Here is a 17,116-nt window from a genome sequence, read left to right as displayed (position 1 = left end):
GCTTCAGTGCATCGGTGGGTGGTCGAGCCGGGTCAGCCGGATCACGTCCGGGTCATCGGCGTGTTCCAGCAGCAGGCATTGCACGCGCTCCTGCCATGCCCGACCGAATGCCGCGCGCTGTTCCGCGCTGGCCGCCGGATCGAGTGCGCCGCCGAGCAGCGGACGCAGGTTGGCGGGTGCGGGCACGCTCGAGAGATCCAGCTCCACCGCCACGCTCGCGCCGGTGTCGCGCCGGCGGACCCGCACGGCGGCGTGCTCGGCCGTGTCGGCGTAGCTCAGCAGCGACTGGCGCGCGTAGTGTCCGGCGATGCCGTGGAAGCCGTTGGCGCCGGCCGCCCCGGTGATCAGGGTGAATACCTGGCCGATCACGCCGTTGACGCCCTCGCTCTCCGGCCCCGGGATCAGCACCTCGACGCCGCCGCGCTCGGCGGGGCCGTCGGGATACAACGCCCGCAACGCGGCGCGCGCCATCAGGTAGGCACCGGCGACGGTGGGGCAGGAGTGCCCGGCCAGGCGCACCGCGTCGATGTAGCGGTAGTCGAGCAGGCCGTCGTCGGCGGCGCCGAGGAACGCCGCCAGCGGATCGCGCATCGGGATCGGCGGCGCCTGGTCGAAGAAAGCCGGGGTGCCCATCACTCGTCCGGCAAGCCGGTGATGCCGAAGTCGATCACGATGGCACCGGGCTCGCGCTGGCGGTAGGCCACGGTGAGGTTGTCGCCGAGGCGATCACGCAACTGCGCGATCAGCGGCAGCGGGTCGTGGTCGTTGACGAAGCGCATGGTTTCGCCCGAACGCAGCACGCCGATCGCGCCGAAGATCGCGGAATGGCGGAAACGGCGGGCCACGCCGCGGGCATCGAACAGGTGGGTGTTGGGCTCGGTCTCGATATCGAGGGGCATGACGGGACTCATGGTGGGAAAGACCGCCCCAACATACGCCGTCGATGGCCATCGGCCACTGACCTGGATCAGGCGCAAACCCCGTGGCGCGCGATGCTCAGAGCCGGCGAAAAAAACCACTTCCTGGGGTTTTCTTCCATCGCGAGTCCGGTACAGGCCCGGACTCGCTCGCATGAGCAGTCACTTGCTTGACTGCTTCTCAGAACTTGTACGCGCGGTGGATCGCCACGATGCCGTTGGTCAGGTTGCGCACCTCGACCTTGCCGAAGCCGGCGCGCTCCATCATGCCCTTGAGCGTCTGCTGGTCCGGGTGCTTGCGGATCGATTCGGCCAGGTACCGGTAGCTGTCGGCATCACCGGCGAACAGCTGGCCCAGACGCGGCAGGACCTTGAAGGAGTGGAAGTCGTAGAGCTTGCCGAACGCCTCGCTCTGCACTTTCGAGAACTCCAGCACCAGCAGCCGGCCGCCGGGCTTGAGCACGCGGCAGATGTCGGCCAGCGCCTGATCCTTGTCGGTGACGTTGCGCAGGCCAAAGGCCATGGTCACCGCGTCGAAGGAGTTGTCGGGGAAGGGCAGCCGTTCGGCGTTGAGCTGGGCCCAGCGCAGGCTGGCGACCAGGCCGCGGTCGGTGAGCCGGTCGCGGCCGACGTCGAGCATGGCTGCGTTGATGTCGCCGACTACCACCTCGCCCGTCTCGCCCACTACCGGATGGAGCAGCGCGGCGATGTCGCCGGTGCCGCCGGCCAGGTCCAGCACGCGGTCGCCGCGGCGCACGCCGCTGGTCGCCACGAAATGGCGCTTCCATAACCGGTGCGTGCCGAACGACATCAGGTCGTTCATCAGGTCGTAGCTGCGTGCGACCGAGGTGAACACCTGACCGACCAGCCTCTGTTTCTCGCCCACCGGCACGTCGCGGAAGCCGAAGTGGGTGGTGGATGCGGGCGGGGACTTCGGCTGCTCGTTCATCCCTGCAATGCTACAGCAAGCCTTGGCCTCAATAAGATCAGCGCGCCTTTTGCCTTCGCCTCCTCTCCCCCTCGGGGAGAGGGGGCAAACGCAGGGAGCGAGGTCATTTTATTGAAGCGGGCCCTGCTTGTAGATCACGCCGTCCTTCATCACGAACTCGACGTGCTGCATGACGGTGATGTCATCGAGCGGATTGCCGGGTACGGCGATCACGTCGGCGCCGCGGCCGACCGCGATGCGGCCGAGCTGGTCGGACTTGTGCAGCAGTTCGGCGGCGTGGGTGGTGGCCGCCTGCAGGGCGAACATCGGCGGCATGCCGGCTTGCACCATGTAGGCGAACTCCTTCGCGTTGTCGCCGTGCGGGAACACGCCGGAGTCGGTGCCGAAGGCGATCTTCACGCCGGCCTTGTACGCCTTGCCGGCGGTGGCCATGATCACCGGGCCGACTTCCTCGGCCTTGCGCGCGACCTGCGGCGGATACCAGCCCTCGCGCGCCTTCTCCATCACGTACTGGCCGGCGATGATGGTGGGCACGTACCAGGTGCCGTGCGCCTTCATCAGTTTCATGTCCTCGGCATCCATGAAGGTGCCGTGCTCGATCGAATCGACGCCGCCCAGCACCGCGCGACGGATCGCCTCGGCGCCATGCGCGTGCGCGGCCACGGTGAAGCCGTAGTCGTGCGCAGCGGCGACCACGGCCTGGATTTCCTCCAGCGTCATCTGCGGGTTTTCGGAGCTGGAGCTTTCGTCCAGCACACCGCCGGAGGGCATGATCTTGATCAGGTCGGCGCCGTCCTTGTAGTGCTGGCGCACGGCCTTCCACGCGTCGGCGGGCGAGTTGATGATGCCATCCTTGGGACCGGGGTCGCCCTGCAGGTTCCAGCGGAAGCCATTGGTGGGGTCGGCGTGGCCGCCGGTGGTGCCGATGAACTTGCCGGCGCTGAAGATGTGCGGGCCGGGCACCAGGCCGGCGTTGATCGCGTTGCGCAGCGCGAGCGAGGCATTGTCGTCGTCGCCGAGGTTGCGCACCGTGGTGAAGCCGGCGAGCAGGGTGCGTTTGGCGTAGACGGTGCCGCGGATGGCGTGGTCGGCCGGATTGAGGCGGAACTTGTCGCTGTAGGTGCTCTTGCTGAACTGCATCGTCAGGTGCGTGTGCGAGTCGATCAGCCCCGGCATGCAGGTGGCATCGGCCAGCCGGGTGAAGCCCACCGTGCCGGCGGCCTGGCGGTACGGCGCGATGTCGACGGTGCCGGGATGGATCTCCTTGATGCGGCCGTCCTCCACTACCAGCGTGGTCTGGCCCAGCATCTTGCCGGCGGCCGGGTCGAGCAGGCGCGCGCATTCGATCACGCTGACGCGGTGGTCGCCGGCATCGGCGCGGGCCGGCGCGTCGGCGCCGGCAGCCAGAGGGAGACATGCCACGAGGGCGGCGAACAACAGGTGGCGAGTCGTGGTCATGGTGGTTCCCCCGGGTGACAGTGTGCTGATCCTACTCGGCGCCTTCGCGGCGCGCGGGCTCCTGTGTTGCAGCGTCGCCCTGGCGGCGGTCGATGCCGGTGCGCCGCTCGTGTTCCTGCTGCTCGGTATCCACGTGGCGCTGGTGCAGGTCGGATGCCGACGCGTCACCGGGCAGCGCCGCGGCCGGCTCGCGATCGCCGCCCGGCGTGATCTTCAGGATCGAGTGGCGCACCTCGCGCGACAGGATCACGCGGGCGTCGCGCACCAGATCCTCCAGCGCGCGGTCGTAGTCGAGCTTGCCGTTCTCGTCGGTCCATACCACCTTGCGTTCGCGCAATTTCTGGATGAAGCCGCGGAACAGCGCCTTGTCGAAGAACTCCGGTGCGGACAGCTCGTTGAGCAGGCCCAGTCGCTGCGCGGTGAGCGTGCAGGCGTTCTCCAGCTCGCCGCCGGTCAGCGTGTGCGGGCCATTCTTGGCCAGCGCCGCGATGGTGATGTAGTAGCGCTCGAACGCCTGGATCAGGCTGCGCGCGATCACCCGCAGCTGGAAGGCGCTGTCTTCCTGACCGGCGCTGCGTTCCAGCGAGCGGCCATGGTTGGTGGATTCGAGCAGGCCGCGGCGCACCAGGAAGTCGATCGTCGCCTTCAGCTGCTCCTTGAAGCCGTCCTCATCCCACGGCAGGAACAGTTCGCCCTGGATGAACGGATACACGATGCCGCCCAGGCGCAGGATCGCGTCACGCGACATGCGCCGGTTGTTGAGGAAGCAGCAGGCGACCCATGCCGCGCTGGCCATCAGGTGCAGCACGTTGTTGCGGAAATAGCTCAGCAGCACGGCCTTTTCGCCGCTGACGGTGAGCACGTCGCCCAGCGGGTGCTGCACCCGCTCGATCCAGCCCATCTGCTCGCCGTAGGCGATGATCGCGGCCGGGTTCATCGGAGTCAGCGTGACGCGGTCGGAGTACGGCAGTTCCTCCAGCAGCGCCTTGCCAAGGTCGAGCTGCATCAGCAGGTCGTTCTCGGCCATCGCGTGCTTGGGCGTGGCCAGCAGGGCCAGCGCCAGCAGGTTGATCGGATTGACGTCGGCGGCGCGGTTGATGTTGACCTGGATCTTCTCGGCCAGCTGGCTGACCACCGAATTGAGCCACTCGGGTTTCGCCTCCGGGTCGAGCCCGGCGCTGCGCCAGTCGCTGCTGGCGGCGTCGAGCAGCGGGGTCAGCTCGATCGGCTCGCCGAAGTTCAGCGCCACGTGGCCGTAGCGCTGGCGCAGCACCTTCAGGCCCTTGAGCAGGCCGAGCAGGGATTCCTTCTCCTTCGGCTTGCCGGAGAGCTCGCCGATGTAGCTGTTGCCCTCCATCAGTTTCTCGTAACCGATGTAGACCGGCTGGAACAGCACCGGCCGGCGCGGCGCGCGCAGGAAGGCGCGCACGGTCATCGACAGCAATCCGCCGCGCGGCGACAGCAGCCGCCCGGTACGCGAGCGGGTGCCCTCGGTGAAGTACTCGATCGGCACGCCGCGGTCGATCAGCTGCGCCATGTATTCCTTGAACACCACCGAGTACAGCGGGTTGCCGGTGAAGCTGCGGCGCATGAAGAACGCGCCGCCGCGGCGCAGGATCGGCCCGATCACCGGCAGGTTGAGGTTCACCCCCGCGGCAATGTGCGGCACCACCACGCCGGAGACGTGCAACTGGTAGCTCATCAACAGGTAGTCGGCGTGGCTGCGGTGGCTGGGCACGTAGACCACTTCGTAACCCGGCGCCACCGCGCGGACCTTGTCGAAGTGGTGCATCGCGATGCCGTCGTACAGTTTGTTCCAGAAACTGGACAGCACGAACGATGCCGAACGCACCACCGGATGCGAATAGTCGGCGGCGATCTCCAGCAGCATCTTGTGCGCCTTGCGCCAGGCCTTGGCGTGGCTGGTCTTCTCCTTGGCGGCATTGGCGGCGATCGCCGCACGCACCGGCTCGGCCGCGAGCACCGCGTCGACCACGGTGCGCCGGTGTGACAGGTCGGGCCCGATCACCGCGGCGCGGATGCGCCGGAAGTGGATGCGCAGCACCCGCGCGATCTTGCGCGCGAAGCGCTCCGGTCCGATCTCGCCGGATTCATCCAGCACGCTGCGCAGCGATACCGGCGCGGAGAAGTGCACCACCGTGTCGCGCCCGTTCAGCAGCAGCGCCAGCAGGCGGCCGAAGCGGCCGACCATCACCCAGTTTTCCGAGAACAGCACGCGGAACCAGCCGGTCTCACGGCTGGGTGCGCGGCCGACGTAGATCGCCACTGGCACGACCTGGACGTCCAGGTCGGGCACGCCCTCGAGCGAGCGCACCAGCTGGCGCAGCGGTTCCCCGGCGGCGCGCTTGCGGCTGCGCCCGAACAGCCAGCCGTCGCGGCGGGTCAGGGCGAACACGGAGCGGCGCCGGCGGGTGCCGGCCAGCGGCTGCATCGGGTTGGGCAGGCCGGCCTCGCGGCAGGCGCGCTGCAGGATCAGCGCGTCGGAGAAGCCGTCGCGCTCGATCACGTAGCACACCGGCACGCCCGGTTGCAGCAGCGCCGCCGGCTCGGCGGGGTCGCGGCGGATGCGCACCCAGGGCTGCAGCAACTGCCCGGCCAGGTTGAACCACCAAGGGGCGCGGCGACGTACGGTGGAGTCCACCATTGTGGTATTCGGCATCGGGCCATTCTACCCGGCCGCGTCGTCCAATCCGCGCCGATGGCGGTCGGCGGCGCCGCGGGGGCGGCCATCCGGACCGCTTGCCGGGGGTTCCTCGGCCCACGGCGGCAAGGGGTGTGGGCGAGCCTCGTGCCGCATCGCGGCGTGAAGGTCAAAGAAAACCCCGCGGGCCGAGGGCCTCACGGGGCAATCCGGCAGAGCCGGAAGGGAAATGGCCTTGCCCGCAAGGAATCCCCGGCAGGCGTTGGCGGAGCAAATGTTATCGGTTCGTCAAAGTTTAGGCAATACTTGCCGTTTGTCTTGCAGAGCCATGATTTTGTTGACGAATATTATTCAGAGCGCAACGCGTCGATCTTCTGTCGCCGGCGTTCCGCCGGTGGCGCGCTCCAGTCATTGTTGAACAGTGCCGGTTCCCATGACCCGTAGGTGGGGTTGGGCAGCACGAACCAGCGCCGGCCGATCCAGTCCATGTAGGGCGCCATGGCGCGGTGGCGACCGGCGGCATTGTTGGCCAGTACCGTCACGAAGTCGCCGATCTGGTCGCCGAACTGCATCAGCACGCGGTACTTGCGGCTGACCAGCTGGCGCCGGCAACCCTTCTCCGTGCCGATCTGCTCGCAGCCTTCGACGAAGGTGCCCAGGCCGAGGAAGGCCTCCGGCCCGGACACCGGCAGGCCGGCCTTGCGCAGGTTGGCCAGGGTGGCCTGGTCCAGATCCTTGGCGCGGTTGGAGATGTAGATGACGGCGATGCCATGCCGGGCGGCGAAGCGGGTGAACGCGACTGCGCCGGGCAGCGCGCGGGCGGCCTCCTCCTTGCACCAGGCGGCCCAATCGGCCTCGTTGTACTCGCCGCCGCTTTTTACCAGGCGCGCCTGGTAGGGCGAGTTGTCCAGCACGGTCTCGTCGATGTCCAGCACCACGGCCGGCTTGAGGCCGCGAAGCGGCGCGGCGCGGTCGTCCTTGGCCAGTGCATCCCAGCCTTGGTCCTGCAGGGCGGCCAGCAGGCCCGCTTCGGCATCGCGATAGGTCTGCAGGTAAATCAGGTCGTGCTCGATCGCGGTCTGGGTCCACGCCACGGCATTGAGGTTGTCGTTGGCGGCGACGGTCGCGGGCGCGGCAGGAGAGGAGACGACCTCGGGATGGCGGAGTGGGGTGGCCGCACAACCGGCCAGCAGGGCGAACGCGAGCAGGCTCGCGGGCAAACGGAGTGGCATGCGCAGATCCTTGGGGCGGGGCGACGTGGGCAGGCGCCCGAGTTTACGACAGCCACATGACGGTTTCGGCGGGGCTGGCAGCGGCCGCGGGCTGCTGACAGACTGCCTGCTCTCCCACTCTGGTTTCGTCTCGCATGGATTTCCCCAAGCCCGCCTTGCGCGATCCCTCGAACGTCATCAGCTATGCCAGCTACCTGCTGGTTGCGGTGGGCCTGCTGCTGGTCATCGACCTGCACCTGCTGCCGGCCCTGCTCGCTGGCCTGCTGGTGTTCGAGCTGGTGCAGTCGATGGCGCCGCTGCTCGGCCGGCGCATTTCCGGCGACCGCGCGCGACTGCTGGTGGTGGCCGTGCTGGGCGCCATCGTGGTCGGCCTGCTGCTGTTGCTGATCCTCGGCGCGATCAGCCTGTTCCGGCACGAGCTCGGCAACCCCGAGCTGCTCTGGCAGCAACAATTGATGCCGCTGGTGGAAAAGGCGCGCCAGCAATTGCCGCCGGCCCTGGTCAACAACCTGCCCGACAGCGTCGACGACCTGCGCGTGGGCGCGATCGAGCTGGCGCGCAAGCATGCCGGTGCCCTGCAATTGGCCGGCAAGGGTGCGGTGCGGGTTTTCGTGCACATCCTCATCGGCCTGGTGCTGGGCGCGATCGTGGCGCTCGGCCGCGCACGGCCGGCGCACCAGATCGGCCCGCTGGCGGCCGCACTGAGCCTGCGCTGCCTGCGGCTGGCGCAGGGGTTCCACAACATCGTGTTCGCGCAGATCAAGATCTCGCTGATCAACACCGTGTTCACCGCGATCTTCCTGCTCGGCGTGCTGCCGCTGCTCGGCGTCCACGTGCCGCTGGCCAAGACGCTGGTGGTGGCGACCTTCATCGTCGGCCTGCTGCCGGTGATCGGCAACCTCATTTCCAACACCGCCATCACCATCGCCGGGCTGTCGGTGTCGCTGAGCGTGGGCATCGCCGCGCTGGCGTTCCTGATCCTGATCCACAAGCTCGAATACTTCCTCAACGCCCGCATCGTCGGCACCCAGATCCATGCCCGTGCCTGGGAGTTGCTGTTGGCGATGCTGCTGATGGAAGCCGCCTTCGGCCTCCCGGGCGTCATCGCCGCACCGATCTACTACGCCTACCTGAAACTGGAACTGGAAGCGTGGGGGTTGGTGTGAGGGTGGTCGACGGATGAATCGAGCAGGACGGCGGACGGTCCGCTGCCGGTGCGCGCCGCTTCTTCGCCGAGCGCAAAGTTCCTGCTATCTTCGGGGATCAAGAGCCATTCGCCCACGGGCGCAACGGCCGTATGGGGCGGTCATTTCCAGGGGAGTTGAATACATGCGACACACGTTTTTTCAGGCGTTGCTTGGCGGTGCGCTGGCAGCGGCATTGAGTCTGGGGTCGGCTCACGCGGCCCAGCCGATTCCGGTGGAGGCGTTGGCCCGCTTGCCGGCACTGCAATCGGTATCGATGAGTCCGGATGGCAAGCATCTGGTCGGGCTGATTCCCTCGCCCAACGACAAGGACGATACGGCGCTGGCCACGTGGGATACGGACGCGCTGTCCGCCGGCCCCAAGGTGGTGACCCCGTCGGGCGACCACATGAAGTTCATTGCCGCCTATGCCCTGAAGGCGAACAAGCTGCTGGCGATCGCCCGGCAGGAATGGACCGGCCACCTCGGCGGTTGCGGCGAGGGCAAGGACACCGGTGCCACCAAGACGTTCGTCGTCAAGACCTATCTGGCCGATGCCGACCAGAAGAATTTCGGCGAAGCCTTTGCCAATGACACACGCAGGGTCGGCGTCAGCAAGGACACCGAGCGCTGCCTGGAGATCGCCGGCACGTCGGATCTGGTGAACATGCTGCCGCTGGATCCGGATCGCGTCATCATCAGCCAGTTGAGCCAGGTCACCTGGACCTCGAACTACTACCTCTACAACCTGAAAACCAAGGAGCGCGAACTGCTGTTCAAGGGCGGCAATCGCGCCCGGCCTTCGCTCTTCGACTCCCGCACCGGCAAGGTGCTGGCCAAATCCGAGATCGAGCCCGTCGGCGGCGATTACGAACAGCGCGTGCTGCTGCTCAATGCCAAGACCGGCCAGTTCGAGTTGCAGCCTGCGCTGACCACCAAGCTCTCCCAGCGTTACACCGTAACGGTGGAGGGCCTCGACGACGCGACCGGCAAGTTCTACATCCTGACCGACCAGTTTTCCGACAAGCTGCAGGTGCGCATGTATGACCCGGCGACGCAGAAGTACGACCCGGAACCGGCCCTTGCCGACAAGAACTATTCCATCGGGGGCCTGCTTTTCAGCACGCGGGCCAGCAACTTCAACCAGATCGTGGGCTTCGTCGTCGATGGGCCGTATCGCCAGGTCGTCTACATCGACCCGGAATTGAAAGCCATCCAGGACTCGATCAAGCAGGCCTTCCCCGGCCAGCAGGTAAACATCGCCAGCTACACCGACGATCTGGCCAAGGTGCTGTTCACCACGCAGAGCGCCAGCAATCCGCCGGCCTACCATCTGCTGCTGGGCAAGAAGCAGGTGGCCAACCTCGGCAGCACGCGCCCGTGGATCAGCAACGACATGACCGGCGAGGAAAGCTGGGTGACCTACAAGGCGCGCGACGGGCGCGAGATTCCCGCGATCCTCGACCTGCCTGCCGGCTGGAAGCAGGGCGATGCGCCGGCGAAGGCGATCATCATGCCGCACGGCGGTCCATGGGCGCGGGATTACACGGGTTGGGACGCGTCGGGCTGGGTGCCGATGCTCACCTCGCGCGGCTATGCCGTGCTGCGTCCGCAGTACCGCGGCTCGGAAGGTCTCGGTCGCGAGCTCTGGATGGCCGGCGACAAGCAGTGGGGCCTGAAGATGTCCGACGATCTCGACGACGGCGCTGCGTGGCTTGTCTCGCAGGGTGTTGCCGCCAAGAACCAGATCGCGATCTTCGGGTACTCGTACGGCGGGTTCGCGGCCGTGGCCGCCACCGTGCGTTCGCCGTCGCCGTACCAATGCGCCATTGCCGGCGCGCCGGTGGCCAATCTCGGTCGGCTGGGCACATCCTGGAGCGACAACCGCCTGCAGCGCATCCTGCAGGGCCAGACCGTGAAGGGCATGGACCCCATGGAGAATGCGGACAAGGCGCACCTGCCCATCATGCTGTTCGACGGCGACCGTGATGTGCGGACTCCGCCGGCGATCCACGCCCATCCGTTCTACGAGGCCGTCAAGAACCGCGTGCCGGCCCAGTTCCACTGGATTCCGAACATGCCGCACAGCATGCCCTGGTATCCGAGCCAGCAGCGGCAGACCCTCAACTTGATCCTGGATTTCCTGGGCAAGAATTGCGGGCAGATTTCAGGCTAGCCGAACGTTTTTGCCTGCCGGTTGAGGCGGTTGCACAGTCTCCCCCCACCGGCTACATTCGCTTAACCGCAAAATAATGCGGTTACAACAACTGGTCGATTTAGGGGAGTGCTATTTCATGAACAAGTTTGTCCAACGAGGGCTTCAACGCTTGCCGCTGGCGATCGCGGTCGTTGCAGCGTTGCAAGTCACGCCTGTGTTCGCACAGGACCAGGCGCCGGCAACCGACAGTGCCAGCCAGTCGACCAGCCAGCAGGCTGACACGACCAAGCAGCAGGACCAGAACAAGAAGGCCAAGGAGCTGGAGACGGTGACCGTCACGGGCACCCTGCTGAAGCGGCCGGAATACCAGACCACCTCGCCAGTGCAGGTGATCGACGTCCAGAACAACATCGCCAGCGGTCAGTTCGACACCGCCGACTTCCTGCAGACGACCACCGCTGCCGCGGGCTCCACGCAGATCAATGGCCAGTTCGGCGGCTACATCGTCGAAGGCGGCACCGGCATCCAGACCGTCAACCTGCGTGGTCTGGGCGCCAACCGCACCCTCGTCCTGCTCGACGGTCAGCGCCCGGGTCCGGCCGGCACGCGCGGCCAGACCGGCGCGGGCTTCGACCTCAACGTGATTCCGCAGGTCATCCTGTCGAACATCGAAGTGGTCAAGGACGGTTCTTCGTCGCTGTACGGTTCCGATGCCGTTTCCGGCGTCGTCAACCTGATCACCAAGAAGCGCATGGATCGTCCCGAAATGACTTTCGCCGCCAGCATGCCTCAGCATGGCGGCGGCGAGCAGTACACCTTGTCGTTCGGCACCGGCTGGAACTTCGACAAGGGCAGCGTCGTGCTGGCGGCACAGCTCGATCGGCTCAACGCGATCGAGCTGGGTGACCGCGACTTCCTCAAGTGCAGCCAGGATCGTGTCTGGGGTACCGACGGCCAGCGCATCGACCGCGAGGATCACTCCGTCATCGGAGGCACCAGCCTCGGCGGTTGCAACAACCTGTACGCCAACAGCATCATCAACTACTTCAATCCCGGCATTCGCTACGTGCCGTCCGTGGACGGCAGCACCGTCGGACCGTTCCCCGGTTACCACCCACGGCCGAACCCGTCCAAGAGCTACGGCAACTCGCCGCAGGCGTACTACGAGGATCAGCTCAACTTCCCGTTCGTGGGTGATGCGTACGCCATCAACCAGCGTCAGCGCGCCAGTGTCTATGCGGCCACGAATTTCAGCTTCGGCGAGGTGAACTGGAGCACCCAGTGGCTGGCAAACCGTCGTGAAACCAAGACGCACGGCTACCGCCAGTTCTTCCCGATCGTCTACAACCCGACGGACGACAATTACTACGAGCCCATCATGCCGTTCCCCTCGAATGGCAAGGAGACCGTGGATTATTTCTACGGCACCACCAAGCTGGAAGGCCTGTTCGCCTCCACCGACAGCTGGTCGTGGGAAGTCGATGCCGGCTACAGCCGCTCCAGCGGCGATTACAGCCAGCTCGCGATCGATGCGCGCAAGAGCGGTGACCTGGGCGACGCGGCCAACGAGCTCGACACGCCGCTGGTCGACTACTTCGATCCGGGCATCCTGAACGGCGACAAGATGAGCCAGCTCGTCAACGCCGTCGGCATGAACATCAAGGGCAACACCCTATACACCCAGGCAACCGCCAAGGCGCTGGCCACCGGCAACCTGTTCACCCTGCCGGCGGGCGACGTGGGTGCGGCGTTCGGCCTCGAGTATCGCCATTACTCGATCGACGACCAGCCTTCCGAAGCCTCCAAGAACGGCTGGCTGTGGGGCTCCAGCTCGGCGCAGGTCACGCGCGGACAGGATCACGTCACCGAGGCGTTCTCGGAAATCGACGTGCCGTTGCTGAAGGGCCTGCCGGCAGTCGAGTCGCTGTCGGCCAACTTCTCGGGTCGCGCGTTCAAGTACGGCAGCATCCCGGGCACCGACAACGTGTGGAAGACCGGCCTGAACTGGCAGATCACCCCGACCTTCCGTCTGCGCGGCACGCTGGGCACGTCGTATCGCGCCCCGGGCCTCTACGAGCTCTACCTCGGCAACCAGACCGGGTTCCTGGGCCAGCTCGGCATCGATCCCTGCATTCTGTGGGGTGACAGCAGCAACGATCGCCTCCGTGCCAATTGTGCCGCGGCGGGCATCCCGGCCAACTATCCCGGCGGCGGTGCTTCCGCGACGATCTATTCGGGTGGCGGTGCGGGCTTCCTGAAGCCGGAAACCTCGCGTGCGAAGTCGGCCGGTTTCGTCTGGCAGCCGACCTTCGCCAACCTGAACGTGGCGCTGGACTATTTCGATTACAACGTCCAGGGCGAGATCTCGCAGCTCGACGCCGGCGACATCGTACTCGGCTGCTACGGCTCCACCGTGTATCCCAACTCGTTCTGCAACCAGCTCGTGCGCAACCCGCCGAACGCAGCTGCCGATCCGAACCGGATCACCGAGATCTACAGCGTCTACGTCAACATCAACCGCGAACGGACCCGCGGTTACGACCTGCAGATGAACTACAGCAACGACTTCTCGTTCGGCAAGCTGACGGCGGAAGGGCAGATCACCTACACGATGTCCGACATCTACCAGCTGTTCGACTCGGCTGCGGCCAGCGGCCTGAGCTCGTCGGAGCAGGTGGGTTACATCGGGCGTCCGAAGACGGTGGCTCGCAGCGTCATCAGCCTGGAGCGGGGCGACTGGACCTATACGTGGAACGGCCAGTACGTCAGCACCACCCGCAACAAGGACCTCAGCAACATCTATACCTACCTGGGGTACAAGGGCGCGGCTCGGGACATCGAGGCAAGCTGGCAGCTCATCCACAACGTGTCGGTCGGTTATGAGCGCGGTCATTGGGGTGTGCTGGTCGGTATCCGCAACGTGTTCGATACCGAGCCGGATCTGATCTCGCCGAGCGCGGGTACCACGGTGGGCAATGCACCGCTGTATGCCTCGCAGTACGACTGGTACGGCCGTACGTTCTTTGCGCGTCTGAACTACAAGTTCTGATCGCAAAGGCGTTGGTGCAGGACGAAAAGAGGCGACCTTCGGGTCGCCTCTTTTTTTGTAGTGATGCCGGTGCGCCGTCGCGGCGGTTGGCGAACTACCCGCCGGCCAGCATCGCCTGGATCTTGGCCATGTGCGACTCGGCGGTTTCGCGGGTCACTTCCTTGTCCGCTTCGGGGTCCTTGCCCTGCCAGTGCAGGTCGGTTTGCGGCAGCTCATGCAGGAAACGACTGGGCTGGTTGCGGTGGATCTCGCCGTAGCGCCTGGTCTGCGCGGACCAGGACAGGGTCAGCAGTTCCTTGGCGCGGGTGATGCCGACGTACATCAGGCGGCGTTCCTCGTCGATGCGGCCTTCGTCCAGCGCGCCCTCGTGCGGCAGCGTGCCGTCTTCGCAGCCGACGATGAAGACGAAGCGGAACTCCAGGCCCTTGGCGGCGTGCAGCGTCATCATGCGCACCGCGTTGCCCGGCTCGTCGCGGTCGGCGTGGCTGAGCAGGGCCAGTTGGGCGGCAAGGTCGCCGGCGCTGTTGCCTTTCTGCATCGCGCGGAACCAGTCGGCGAGTTCCTTCAGGTTGCCCAGCTTGCGTTCGCGCACGCTGGCGTCGGGCGTGGCGGCGGCAATCTGTGCGGCGTAGCCGGTGCGCTTGAGGATGCGTTCGACCAGGTCGGCGGCGCTTTCGTGCAACGAGGCGCTGCGCAGTTCATCGAGCAGGTCGGAAAAGCCCGCCAGCGCGGCGGCCGGTCGCGGCGTGAGCTGGCGCAGCACGCCGTCGCTGCGGGTGGCATCGAGCAGCGAGCAGTGGCGCGACTGCGCGATCTGGCCGAGCTTCTCCAGCGTGGTGGAGCCGATCTCGCGTTTGGGCACGTTCACCACGCGCAGGAAGGCGGCGTCGTCGCTGGGGTTGGTCAGCAGGCGCAGGTAGCACAGGATGTCCTTCACCTCGGCGCGGTCGAGGAAGGACAGCGCGCCGGTGAGGTGGTAGGGGATGCGCGCCAGCCGCAGCGCCTTCTCCAGCGGGCGCGCCTGGAAGTTGCCGCGGTACAGGATCGCCATGTCGTCCCAGCGTGCCTTGTGCTTCTCCGCCAGCGTGGTGGCGATCGCGGCGACGCGCTCGGCCTCGTGCTCGGCCTCCTTGCATTCCAGCACGCGGATCGGTGCGCCTTCCGGATGCTCGCTCCACAGCTTCTTTTCGTGGCTGTGCGGGTTGTGCGCGATCAGCGCGTTGGCTGCGCGCAGGATGCGCTTGCCGCAGCGGTAGTTCTGTTCCAGCTTGATCACGCGCAGGTTCGGCCAGTCGCGGCCGAGCTGGTCGATGTTCTCCGGGTTGGCGCCGCGCCAGGCGTAGATCGACTGGTCGTCGTCGCCCACGCAGGTGATTCCGCCGCGCTCGCCGGTGAGCGCTTTCAGCAGGCGGTACTGCGCATCGTTGGTGTCCTGGTACTCGTCCACCAGCAGGTAGCGCAGGCGCTCGCGCCAGGCGTCGCGGCATTCGCCATCCGATTCCAGGATGCGCAGCGGCAGCCGGATCAGGTCGTCGAAATCCACCGCGTTGAACGCGGCCAGGCGCGCCTGGTACAGCTCGTAGATGGTCGCCGCCTCCAGCTCGCGCGGGCTGCGCGCGGCGGCCAGCGCTTCCTGCGGCGACAGCCCGCCGTTCTTCGCGCGGCTGAGCAGGTTGCGCAGGCCGAACAGCACGTCGGGCTTGGCGCCTTTGGGCGCCAGCTCCTTGACGATGCCGCCGCTGTCGTCCGCGTCCAGCACCGAGAAACCGCGGCGCAACCCGGCGCGCGCGTGCTCGATCTGCAGGAACTTCAGCCCCAGCGCGTGGAATGTGCTCACCGTGAGCGCGGCCGCATCCTCGCTCGACACCAGCTTGGCCACGCGCTCGCGCATCTCGCGCGCGGCCTTGTTGGTGAAGGTGATCGCGGCGATTCTCGACGGGTCGAGTCTGCGGCGCTGGATCAGATACGCGATCTTCTGCGTGATCACGCTGGTCTTGCCGGAGCCGGCGCCGGCCAGCACCAGCAGTGGCCCCTCGCAATGTTCGACGGCGGCCAGTTGTTGTGGGTTGAGCATGGATCGTTGCGAGGGTGGGACAGCGCCCGATGGTAACAGAGCGGCCGTGGGGCATAATCGAGCGAACCCACCGATGGGGAGCTGCATGACAGCCCAGCAAGTCGAGCAATGCGACGTGGCGGTGATCGGTGCCGGCCCCGGCGGCAGCACCGCAGCGGCGCTGCTGGCGCGTCGCGGCTACCGGGTGATCGTGCTGGAAAAGGCGCGCCACCCGCGCTTCCACATCGGCGAATCGCTGCTGCCGATGAATCTGCCGGTGTTCGAGCGGCTCGGCGTGCTGGACAAGGTGCACGCGATGGGCGTGTTCAAGGCCGGCGCGGACTTCGAGGCGGACAACGAGCGCGGCTACAACGTGTTCTCGTTCGGTCGCGCACTCGGCGACAGCCCGCCGCACAGCTACCAGGTGTGGCGGCAGGATTTCGACCAGATGCTCTGCGAGCACGCGCGCGAATGCGGCGCCGACGTGCGCGAAGGGCAGCAGGTGGTGGCAGTCGAGCAGCGCGGCCCGCGCCAGACGCGGATCGAGGTGCATGCCGACGACGGCGCGGAGCACGCGATCGAGGCGCGTTACCTGGTCGACGCCAGTGGCCGCGATGCCTTCCTCTCGACGAAGCACAAGCTCAAGCGCAGGAATCGCCAGCACCAGAGCGCGGCGCTGTTCAGCCGATTCCGCCATGCCGCGCGCCGCAGTGGCGAAGACGCGGGCAACGTCAGCATCTACCGCTTCGAGCACGGCTGGATGTGGATGATCCCGTTGCCCGACGACAGCATGAGCGTGGGCGCGGTGTGCTGGCCCGATTACCTCAAGCAAAGGCACGGCGACACGCGCGCCTTCCTGCTCGACACGCTGCGGCAGAACGCGGCGCTGTGGGAACGCCTGCAGGGTGCCGAGCTGATCGACGAGGTGCGTGTGGCCGGCAACTATTCCTACGACTCGCGCGAGATGGCCGGCCCCGGCTGGATCCTGGTCGGCGACGCGTTCGCCTTCCTCGACCCGGTGTTTTCCTCCGGCGTGTTTCTGGCGATGGACGCGGCCGAGCGTGCGGTGGACGTGATCGACGGCGCGCTGCGCGAACCGGAGCGCGAGGCGGCGCTGCAGCGGGCGCTGGAGAAGCGCCTGCGCATGGGCATGGCGCGCTTCGCGTTCTTCATCCACCGCTTCAACGAGCCGGTGATGCGGCGCATGTTCGCTGCGCCGCGCAATGGCTGGCAGCTGGAGCAGGGCGTGATCTCGATGCTGGCCGGCGACCTCTACGACCCGCCGCGCGTGCTGCGGCGGCTGCGCCTGTTCAAGCTGGTCTACGCGATCATGGTGCTGCGCCATCCGCGTCAGTGGTGGCGCGGCCATCGCCATCGGCTCGCGCAGGCGCGCGCGGAGTGAGTGCGCAGCCTACAATGACGCGTTTCCGCTGACCGATCGCCGCGCCGACGCC

At 66.8% G+C, this 17,116-nt stretch carries 11 protein-coding genes; 4 read left to right on the top strand and 7 right to left on the bottom strand.

What is annotated here, in order from left to right; translation table 11 throughout:
- Positions 1–3: 3 nt before the first annotated feature.
- The 6 genes from ACVCL9_RS12550 to ACVCL9_RS12525 form a co-directional block, all read right to left on the bottom strand.
- The gene (locus ACVCL9_RS12550; protein WP_447097874.1) at positions 4–633 is read right to left on the bottom strand and encodes a hypothetical protein; all 630 of its coding nucleotides are present in this window, start codon (positions 631–633) and stop codon (positions 4–6) included.
- Positions 633–899: a DUF2249 domain-containing protein gene (locus ACVCL9_RS12545; RefSeq protein ID WP_136259712.1), complete on the bottom strand. Its 267-nt coding sequence runs from the start codon at positions 897–899 to the stop codon at positions 633–635. Before ACVCL9_RS12545 ends, ACVCL9_RS12550 begins: the two co-directional genes overlap by 1 nt.
- A 199-nt stretch (positions 900–1,098) precedes the next feature.
- Positions 1,099–1,866: a bifunctional demethylmenaquinone methyltransferase/2-methoxy-6-polyprenyl-1,4-benzoquinol methylase UbiE gene (ubiE, locus tag ACVCL9_RS12540; RefSeq protein ID WP_447097875.1), complete on the bottom strand. Its 768-nt coding sequence runs from the start codon at positions 1,864–1,866 to the stop codon at positions 1,099–1,101.
- 108 nt (positions 1,867–1,974) lie between these two features.
- A complete protein-coding gene (locus tag ACVCL9_RS12535) occupies positions 1,975–3,324 on the bottom strand; it encodes an amidohydrolase family protein (protein ID WP_447097876.1) in 1,350 nt (449 codons plus the stop codon).
- 31 nt (positions 3,325–3,355) lie between these two features.
- Positions 3,356–6,004 (bottom strand): glycerol-3-phosphate 1-O-acyltransferase PlsB, encoded by a 2,649-nt coding sequence (plsB, locus tag ACVCL9_RS12530; protein WP_447097877.1) that lies wholly within the window; start codon positions 6,002–6,004, stop codon positions 3,356–3,358.
- 329 nt (positions 6,005–6,333) lie between these two features.
- Positions 6,334–7,218, bottom strand: coding sequence for a 5'-nucleotidase, lipoprotein e(P4) family (locus ACVCL9_RS12525; RefSeq protein WP_395120449.1), 885 nt, complete (start codon positions 7,216–7,218; stop codon positions 6,334–6,336).
- Positions 7,219–7,352: 134 nt separating this feature from the next.
- Here ACVCL9_RS12525 and ACVCL9_RS12520 point away from each other — a divergent pair, with 134 nt between their 5' ends.
- The 3 genes from ACVCL9_RS12520 to ACVCL9_RS12510 all read left to right on the top strand — a co-directional run bounded on the left by ACVCL9_RS12520 (position 7,353) and on the right by ACVCL9_RS12510 (position 13,609).
- On the top strand, positions 7,353–8,384 hold the full coding sequence (locus tag ACVCL9_RS12520) for a hypothetical protein (protein ID WP_447097878.1): 1,032 nt from the start codon (positions 7,353–7,355) through the stop codon (positions 8,382–8,384).
- Positions 8,385–8,547: 163 nt separating this feature from the next.
- Positions 8,548–10,578 (top strand): alpha/beta hydrolase family protein, encoded by a 2,031-nt coding sequence (locus tag ACVCL9_RS12515; RefSeq protein ID WP_447097879.1) that lies wholly within the window; start codon positions 8,548–8,550, stop codon positions 10,576–10,578.
- 118 nt (positions 10,579–10,696) lie between these two features.
- Positions 10,697–13,609 (top strand): TonB-dependent receptor domain-containing protein, encoded by a 2,913-nt coding sequence (locus tag ACVCL9_RS12510; RefSeq protein ID WP_447097880.1) that lies wholly within the window; start codon positions 10,697–10,699, stop codon positions 13,607–13,609.
- A 94-nt stretch (positions 13,610–13,703) separates the two neighbouring features.
- Here the strand turns inward: ACVCL9_RS12510 and ACVCL9_RS12505 are convergent, their stop codons facing one another.
- Entirely contained in the window at positions 13,704–15,683 is a 1,980-nt protein-coding gene (locus tag ACVCL9_RS12505) for a UvrD-helicase domain-containing protein (protein ID WP_447097881.1), read from the bottom strand.
- Between the two features lie 85 nt (positions 15,684–15,768).
- Between ACVCL9_RS12505 and ACVCL9_RS12500 the strand changes: the two genes are divergently transcribed.
- A complete protein-coding gene (locus ACVCL9_RS12500) occupies positions 15,769–17,064 on the top strand; it encodes an NAD(P)/FAD-dependent oxidoreductase (protein WP_447097882.1) in 1,296 nt (431 codons plus the stop codon).
- Positions 17,065–17,116: the final 52 nt, after the last annotated feature.

The sequence above is a fragment of the Rhodanobacter sp. UC4438_H5 genome, from assembly GCF_052978405.1.
Note: the sequence above shows the minus strand (reverse complement) of the source record. Positions and strands in the feature narration are given on the sequence as shown.

What these genes read in the sequence shown, in the direction of transcription:
- ACVCL9_RS12535 (WP_447097876.1), bottom strand. Translation starts at nt 3,324, where the DNA reads ATGACCACGACTCGCCACCTGTTGTTCGCCGCCCTCGTGGCATGTCTC.
- ACVCL9_RS12515 (WP_447097879.1), top strand. Translation starts at nt 8,548, where the DNA reads ATGCGACACACGTTTTTTCAGGCGTTGCTTGGCGGTGCGCTGGCAGCG.
- ACVCL9_RS12525 (WP_395120449.1), bottom strand. Translation starts at nt 7,218, where the DNA reads ATGCCACTCCGTTTGCCCGCGAGCCTGCTCGCGTTCGCCCTGCTGGCC.
- ACVCL9_RS12550 (WP_447097874.1), bottom strand. Translation starts at nt 633, where the DNA reads ATGGGCACCCCGGCTTTCTTCGACCAGGCGCCGCCGATCCCGATGCGC.
- ACVCL9_RS12545 (WP_136259712.1), bottom strand. Translation starts at nt 899, where the DNA reads ATGCCCCTCGATATCGAGACCGAGCCCAACACCCACCTGTTCGATGCC.
- ACVCL9_RS12520 (WP_447097878.1), top strand. Translation starts at nt 7,353, where the DNA reads ATGGATTTCCCCAAGCCCGCCTTGCGCGATCCCTCGAACGTCATCAGC.
- plsB (WP_447097877.1), bottom strand. Translation starts at nt 6,004, where the DNA reads ATGCCGAATACCACAATGGTGGACTCCACCGTACGTCGCCGCGCCCCT.
- ubiE (WP_447097875.1), bottom strand. Translation starts at nt 1,866, where the DNA reads ATGAACGAGCAGCCGAAGTCCCCGCCCGCATCCACCACCCACTTCGGC.
- ACVCL9_RS12510 (WP_447097880.1), top strand. Translation starts at nt 10,697, where the DNA reads ATGAACAAGTTTGTCCAACGAGGGCTTCAACGCTTGCCGCTGGCGATC.
- ACVCL9_RS12505 (WP_447097881.1), bottom strand. Translation starts at nt 15,683, where the DNA reads ATGCTCAACCCACAACAACTGGCCGCCGTCGAACATTGCGAGGGGCCA.
- ACVCL9_RS12500 (WP_447097882.1), top strand. Translation starts at nt 15,769, where the DNA reads ATGACAGCCCAGCAAGTCGAGCAATGCGACGTGGCGGTGATCGGTGCC.